The organism is Micromonospora sp. KC213, from assembly GCF_004348325.1.
Taxonomy (GTDB): Bacteria; Actinomycetota; Actinomycetes; order Mycobacteriales; family Micromonosporaceae; genus Micromonospora.
Window position 1 is genome coordinate 1 of sequence record NZ_SMKF01000246.1, and the last position, 6,530, is coordinate 6,530.

7 protein-coding genes are annotated in these 6,530 nt (G+C 70.9%); 1 reads left to right on the forward strand and 6 read right to left on the reverse strand.

Annotation, left to right across the window (positions count from 1 at the left end; genetic code table 11):
* Positions 1–268, reverse strand: a 268-nt coding sequence (locus E1166_RS28605; protein ID WP_132342986.1) for a DUF3499 domain-containing protein, incomplete at its 3' end; no start/stop codon positions are given.
* Positions 269–411: 143 nt separating this feature from the next.
* Here E1166_RS28605 and E1166_RS28610 point away from each other — a divergent pair.
* Positions 412–861, forward strand: a complete 450-nt coding sequence (locus E1166_RS28610; RefSeq protein ID WP_088963879.1) for a metallopeptidase family protein — start codon at positions 412–414, stop codon at positions 859–861.
* 103 nt (positions 862–964) lie between these two features.
* Here E1166_RS28610 and E1166_RS28615 read toward each other — a convergent pair whose 3' ends face one another.
* From E1166_RS28615 to E1166_RS28635, 5 genes are all read right to left on the reverse strand, one after another.
* Positions 965–1,222 carry a WhiB family transcriptional regulator gene (locus E1166_RS28615; protein ID WP_007455784.1) on the reverse strand — a complete coding sequence of 86 codons (258 nt, stop codon included), beginning with the start codon at positions 1,220–1,222 and terminating at the stop codon, positions 965–967.
* Between the two features lie 473 nt (positions 1,223–1,695).
* Entirely contained in the window at positions 1,696–2,061 is a 366-nt protein-coding gene (locus E1166_RS28620) for a phospholipase (protein ID WP_132342987.1), read from the reverse strand.
* A 16-nt stretch (positions 2,062–2,077) separates the two neighbouring features.
* The gene (locus E1166_RS28625; RefSeq protein ID WP_132342988.1) at positions 2,078–3,475 is read right to left on the reverse strand and encodes a DUF4331 domain-containing protein; all 1,398 of its coding nucleotides are present in this window, start codon (positions 3,473–3,475) and stop codon (positions 2,078–2,080) included.
* A gap of 99 nt (positions 3,476–3,574) precedes the next feature.
* Complete coding sequence (locus E1166_RS28630; protein ID WP_132270784.1) at positions 3,575–3,853, reverse strand: hypothetical protein; 279 nt, start codon at positions 3,851–3,853, stop codon at positions 3,575–3,577.
* A 123-nt stretch (positions 3,854–3,976) separates the two neighbouring features.
* Positions 3,977–6,484 (reverse strand): bifunctional FO biosynthesis protein CofGH, encoded by a 2,508-nt coding sequence (locus tag E1166_RS28635; protein WP_132342989.1) that lies wholly within the window; start codon positions 6,482–6,484, stop codon positions 3,977–3,979.
* Positions 6,485–6,530: the final 46 nt, after the last annotated feature.

Genomic DNA, 6,530 nt, shown 5'->3' on the forward strand with positions numbered 1-6,530 from the left:
GGGCCGCCTCGCGGACCGCCTCGGCCAGGGCGACCAGGTCGTCGGTGGTGGGCGGCGGAGGCTCGAACTCGCCCTCGTGCCGGACCACGTCCCAGCCCCGGGGAGCGGTCAGGCTCCGCGCGTGCGGCTCGCACAGGTCGTACGTGTGCGGTTCGGCGAACGCGGCCAGTGGGCCCACCACGGCTGTCGACTCGTTGTAGACATAGGTCAGCGTGGCGACCGCTTGCCGGGGGCAGCCGTTACGAGAGCAGCGCCGTGGTGACCTCACGGCGGCAGGGTATCCCCAATACCGGGTCCGGCGCACCGGTTCGCGGTGCGACACGCCCGTCACCGTGATCACAATTCGGCCCGGCGCGCCACCGACGTGGCGCTGCCGCAGGCCAGGCCGAACTGGCAGCTACCCTTTGCCACATGACAAGCCCGGAACACCGCCGCCCCGGCTCCGGCCGGCGCACCCACCGCGACCGGCACGGCCGGGGGCTGCGCGGGCGGCTGGTCCCGGCGACCGTGCCGCTGGCCCGGACGAAGGCCGAGGTCTTCGACGACCTCGTGCTCGACACCGTCGAGACGCTGGAGCGCCGCTTCGCCAAGGAGTTGGCCGGCGTCGAGTTCGCCGTCGAGGACGTCCCACCGGATCTGAACGTGTACGACTCGGATGTGCTCGAGGACGGTGAGGTGCCGCTTGCCCGCCTGCTGCCGGGGCGACCCGGCCGGCAGGAGGTGCCGCCCCGGATCGTGCTCTACCGTCGTCCGCTGGAGTTCCGGGCGATGGACCGGGAGGACCTCGCCGATCTGGTGCACGACGTCATCATCGAGCAGGTGGCGAACCTGCTCGGGGTCGACCCGGACGAGCTGGCCTGACCCCTGGCCGGGTCGCCCCCGCGACCGCGACCGTTGCCACCGGCGGGCGGAGCCCCTGCGGGCGTGAGCCGGGCGGCCCCCACCGCCCCGGCCCGACCTCAGCTCAGGCGGCCCGCCGCTTGAGCTTGCGCCGCTCCCGCTCGGAGAGCCCGCCCCAGATCCCGAACCGCTCGTCGTGGCCGAGAGCGTACTCGAGACATTCCGTCTTGACTTCGCACCGCGAGCAGATCCGCTTCGCCTCACGGGTCGAGCCGCCCTTCTCAGGAAAGAACGCCTCCGGGTCGGTCTGCGAGCACAGCGCCCGCTCCTGCCACTCCGGCGCGTTTCCGAGCAGGTCGGCCACCTCAAGCTGGCCGTCCATCAGATGCCTCCTTGTCGCGCACCGGCGTCACCGCCGCTGCAACCCCCCACGCGAAAGGCGTGCTTGTCCGTCCGGTCCCCATTTGTTGCGTTCCGCGCGAACAACCCCATTCAAATTACACGCGTGTAATGCGTGCGCCGTCAAGCCGAACTTGATAATGGAGTCGCCCTCCCGACACCGCCCCGGACGGCCACTTCGGTCGCCCGGCCTCGCAACCTGCCCTATCGATTCAGACCCCGGACGAGTAACGCCCTTCCCGGCGAGTTGCCCCAGATTTCTGCCGTGGCGTCGCCGCCGTGGACACCGCCGGGCACGCCGGCGGAAGCTCCGGTGGACCAGTCAACCAAGATCAGAATCTCGGTGGGGCACAGGTTAACGCGGTTCGCCACGAGCCGCTCGTCGAGCCCGGAAAAGCCGAGAGCGCCCCGTCCACAATGTGGACGGGGCGCAACGGTTCCGGCACCGTACGACGATCAGCGCGCCCCAGATGAGGCGCTGCTCGGCCAGACGAACTCCGCGATGGCGCCGCCGGTGACGGTGACCACTCCGGCCGGCGTGTCGTCGTCCCACCAGACGGTATAGCGTCCCGCGTGCAGATCCGGGTAGACGGCACTGTGGAACACGCCGTCCCGGACGATCCGCTCGCGTACCGCCACGTGGGTCCGCTTCCCGCCGGGCTCGTCGTCCCGACTGACCTCGATCTCCCGGCCGTGCTGGTCGCGTCCGGTATAGATGATCAGCGCGCCGGTGTCCGCACCGAGATCGAGCATGACGGTCCCGCTCTCCGTCGGCCCGTACCGGTGGTGGTGGTCATCGTGGTGGTGGTGGTGCTCATGCATCGGCCTCTCCGTCCGGTCAGGAGCGCGACGCCGGCGGGTTGTTGAACCCGTCGTACGGCGTGCCGAGGAAGGGGAAGTTACGCAGGAACGGCGCGGTGACGTCCTTCGCGCTCAGGCCGGGGGTGACCGCGTTCGCCGCGGCGTCCGGCTTGAAGTTCTTGTCCACCAACGGCACGGTGAGCCCGGCGATGGCACGCAGGGCGATCGTCACCACGTCGTCGGTGACCCGGCGGCCGTTGGGGAAGCCGGCCAGGTCACCGCCGATCACACCGAGCGCGTTCGGCCGCGCGCTCGGCCTGATCGCGGTGTTCAACCGCAGCATGTCGGCCTGCACGTCGCCGGTGTTGTTGGTGAAACCGTCGATCAGGCCGGACGGGATGCCGGTGAGCAGGATCGCCACCAGGTCCGCCCGCGCCTTCTTCGACTTGTTCAACCGGTCCAGGTTCGGGAAGACGCCCGGGTAGAGCACCGGCAGCAGGGCGGCCAGCTCCGGCTGCTCGACGAACCGGGCGAAACGCTTGTCCTCGGATGGGGGCAGCGTGTTCCACAGGTCCTTCTGCGCCATCGGCACGATGACCTCGTTGAACAACGGGTTGCCGAGTCGCGACACCTGCGTCCACGGGCCGGTCGCCGAGTCCTTGGCGACCTTGTCGCCGAGAATCTTCACCTGCTGACGCGACGCGGTCGTCCACACCCCGATGATCGAGGCACGGTCGGTGTGGCCGTACCGGTTGGACTTGCGGCGCACCCGGCCCAGCGGCACCTGCAGCGCGATGCTGTGCACGTTCATCCGGTCCAGGGCGTTCACCGGGTCGCCCGGCTCCCTGAAAATCTTCTTCCCCGCCACATGGAGCTGCTGGAACGGTCGCAGCGTACCCAGGTCGAAGATCGCCCCCAGGTCGACGAAGAAGCCGTCCGCGCGCTGCCCGACGAAGACCTTCTCGCCGGTGGACAGGTTGAACGTCGCCTGCCGGACCAGATCGTTGTACTTCGGGATGGACAGCGGCCCCACGTTGCACGGCGGGCAGGGCAGCTTGCGCGCCAACACGTGCTCCCGGCCGTCGGCGATCCGGGTCAACCGGTAGAACTGGCGGCGGTTCAGGTTCTTGCTGTCCAACGAGTCGATCGGGCCGGTGTTGTAGAGGAAGCTGTTCGGGTTGGTGATCTCGGTGGTGAACTCGAAACGGTAGGTCACGTCGGGGTGACCGTCACCGTCGTTGTCGATGTGGATCTCGTACCGGACGTCGTCGCCGAACTCGAAGAAGTTCGGTCCACCCGAGGGAAGCTGCAACGGCACGTAGTTGGCGATCAGCGTCACCGAGTCGGGCCGGTCGGGGGTGACGAAGGCGTACAGGTCGGAGCTGTCGGCGACCGGGTCCTTGCTTATCTCGGGTGCTTCGCGGTGGGAGGACATGGCGGACCACCTTTACGGGATCAGGGCGGAGTGGGGCATGCGGGAGGGCCGGACGCCGAGAGCCGGCGCCGGAGCAGGAAAGGAGGCGTGCGGGGTCGGTCAGCGCCTGGCGGCGCGGCGCAGTTGGTCCGCCAACCCCTTGTCACGCACCTCGAACCGGGAGGTACCGACAAAGACGTCCATCGTCCCGGAAGCCGCGTCACGCAGGTGCACGACGATCGGCTCGTCCTTCCTTCCCGCCCCCGACGGGGCGTTCTGGGCGACCGAGACGCCGGTCACGGTGAGCGCGGCGGCACCCAGGGTGGCGCTCGCCGCAGCGGTCAACGTCTGCCGGCGGGTCAGTCGCGGCCAGCGCCGCTTCCGCACTGCACTCGTCATGGGGAACCTTTCCTCCGGCGCGCGGGCGCACGCGGGGTGGAGCGCGAGGTCGCCGGCGGCGGCCCTCGCCTCAACCGCCGCCGGCGGACATGGGTACGGCTCGCACGTCCGAAAGGTTCGACGCTATCGGGTTCGATGACCGTAGGCGGTCGTCCGCTTGCGCGCCGGCCGGCCCGCGGCCGCCGCGATGGCCCGCAACTGCTCCTCGGTACGGGCCGAGCCGTTACCGGATCCGGCCATCCGCGAGATCGTCTCCTCCATCAGCGTGCCACCGAGGTCGTTGCAGCCGCCCTGGAGCATCGCGACCGTGCCGGCGTCACCGAGCTTCACCCACGAGCACTGGATGTTGTCGATCCGGCCGTGCAGCAGCAGCCGGGCCATCGCGTGCACCACCCGGTTCTCCCGCCAGGTGGGGCCCGGCCGGGCGATGCCGGCCAGATAGATCGGCGCGTTGGTGTGCACGAACGGCAGGGCCACGAACTCGGTGAATCCGCCGGTGCGGTCCTGCACCCCGGCCAGCACCCGGAAGTGGCCCAGCCACTGGCCGGGATGGTCGACGTGGCCGTACATCATCGTCGAACTGGACCGGATGCCCAGCTCGTGGGCCGTGCTGACCACGTCGACCCAGGCGGCGGCCGGCAGCTTGCCCTTGGTGAGCACCCAGCGCACGTCGTCGTCGAGGATCTCCGCGGCAGTGCCGGGGATGGTGTCCAGGCCCGCCTCCCGCAACCCGGTCAACCATTCCCGCACCGGCACACCGGCCTTGGCGGCAGCGGTGACGATCTCCATCGGTGAGAAGGCGTGCACGTGCATCCCCGGCACCCGCGCCTTGATCGCCCGAACCAGGTCGGCGTACCCGGTCACCGGAAACTTCGGGTCGATGCCGCCCTGGAGGCAGACCTCGCTCGCCCCGGCCGCCCACGCCTCCTCGGCCCGGTCGGCGACCTGCTCCACCGAGAGCCGGTACGCGTCGGCGTCCCGCTCCCGCTGGGCGAAGGCGCAGAACCGGCAGCCCACGTAGCAGACGTTGCTGAAGTTGATGTTGCGATTGACCACGTAGGTGACGTCGTCGCCGACCGTGTCCCGGCGTACGTCGTCGGCGAGCCGGCACAGCTCGTCCAGCGCCGGGCCGTCCGCGCCGAACAGCGCCAGCGCCTTCGCCTCGTGCTCCGGCGCGAGCAGCGCCGCCGGGTCGTCCGCGGCCAGCCGCAGGCCGGCCCGCACCTGGGCATCACCCGAGGCCGACGCCGGCGCGCTCACCTTGCCGGCCACCTCCGCCCAGTCGCCGTAGACGCTGTCGAAGTCCCCCCGCCGGTCCGCGCTCCGGCCGGTGGTGTCGATGGTGGCGTGCAGGTCGGTCCGGCCGCCGTACGTCTCGTCCGGCTCCTGCCAGGGCCGCCCGACCGGACGGGCGGACTCCACGGCGAGGCCGGTCTCCGGGTCCGCCAGGGCGCTGACGTGCGGCAGCAGCCGCGGATCCAGCCACGGGTCACCGGCCAGGACGTACTCCGGATAGACCGTCAGCCGCTCGCGCAGCATGAAGCCGGACTTCTCGGTGTGCCGGGCCAACTCGTCGAGATGCGGCCAGGGCCGTTCCGGGTTGACGTGGTCCGGGGTCAGTGGGGAGACCCCGCCCCAGTCGTCGATGCCGGCGCGCAGGAGAAGGTCGTACTCCCCCTCGATCAGGTTCGGCGGCGCCTGGATCCGGGCCTTCGGGCCGAGCAGCACCCGGGCCACCGCCACGGTGACGGCCAGGTCGTGCAGCTCGGCGTCGGGCATGCCCCGCATCGCGGTGTCCGGCTTCGCGCGGAAGTTCTGCACGATCACCTCCTGGAGGTGGCCGTACTCCCGGTGCGCCCGGCGGATCGCGAAGATCGCGTCGACCCGCTCGGCGGGCGTCTCACCGATGCCGATCAGGATGCCGGTGGTGAACGGCACCCCCACCCGGCCGGCGTCGTCCAACACTCGCAGCCGGACGGCAGGCTCCTTGTCCGGCGAGCCGAAGTGCGGCCCGCCCGGCTCCGACCAGAGCCGGGTCGCGGTGGTTTCCAGCATCATTCCCATGCTCGGCGCCACCGGCTTGAGCCGCTGCAGCTCCGACCAGCTGAGCACGCCCGGGTTGAGGTGCGGCAGCAGCCCCGTCTCCTCCAGCACGGCGACGGCGCAGGCGCGCAGGTAGTCCAGGGTGGAGTCGTAACCCCGCTCGTCCAACCAGCGCCGGGCCGCCGGCCACCGCTGCTCCGGACGGTCACCGAGGGTGAACAGGGCCTCCTTGCACCCCAGCACCGCTCCCTGGCGGGCGATCGCCAGCACCTGGTCCTGCTCCAGGAAGGCAGCCGGTAGCCGGTGCGGCACCGTGGCGAAGGTGCAGTAGTGACAGCGGTCCCGACAGAGCCGGGTGAGCGGGACGAAGACCTTCTTCGAGTACGTCACCACGCCCGGCCTGCCGGCGTCACGCAGCCCCGCGTCGCGGATCTCCCCGGCAATCCGGAGCAGCTCGTCCAGCTCCGGCCCACGGGCCGCCAGCAGCGCGGTCGCCTCCTCGACGTCCAGCGCGCGCCCGCTGGCCGCCCGACGCAGCGCGCGCTGCACGCTGGCCGCGGTCGGGCCGGGTTCGGTGCGGTCAACCATCCGCTCAGCCTATGCCGTCCCGCTTCCACCCCCCCCGACCGCGTCC

Excerpts from the sequence above, each read along its gene's own strand:
- E1166_RS28625 (WP_132342988.1), bottom strand. The coding sequence starts at position 3,475 with ATGTCCTCCCACCGCGAAGCACCCGAGATAAGCAAGGACCCGGTCGCC.
- E1166_RS28630 (WP_132270784.1), bottom strand. The coding sequence starts at position 3,853 with ATGACGAGTGCAGTGCGGAAGCGGCGCTGGCCGCGACTGACCCGCCGG.
- E1166_RS28635 (WP_132342989.1), bottom strand. The coding sequence starts at position 6,484 with ATGGTTGACCGCACCGAACCCGGCCCGACCGCGGCCAGCGTGCAGCGC.
- E1166_RS28615 (WP_007455784.1), bottom strand. The coding sequence starts at position 1,222 with ATGGACGGCCAGCTTGAGGTGGCCGACCTGCTCGGAAACGCGCCGGAG.
- E1166_RS28620 (WP_132342987.1), bottom strand. The coding sequence starts at position 2,061 with ATGCATGAGCACCACCACCACCACGATGACCACCACCACCGGTACGGG.
- E1166_RS28610 (WP_088963879.1), top strand. The coding sequence starts at position 412 with ATGACAAGCCCGGAACACCGCCGCCCCGGCTCCGGCCGGCGCACCCAC.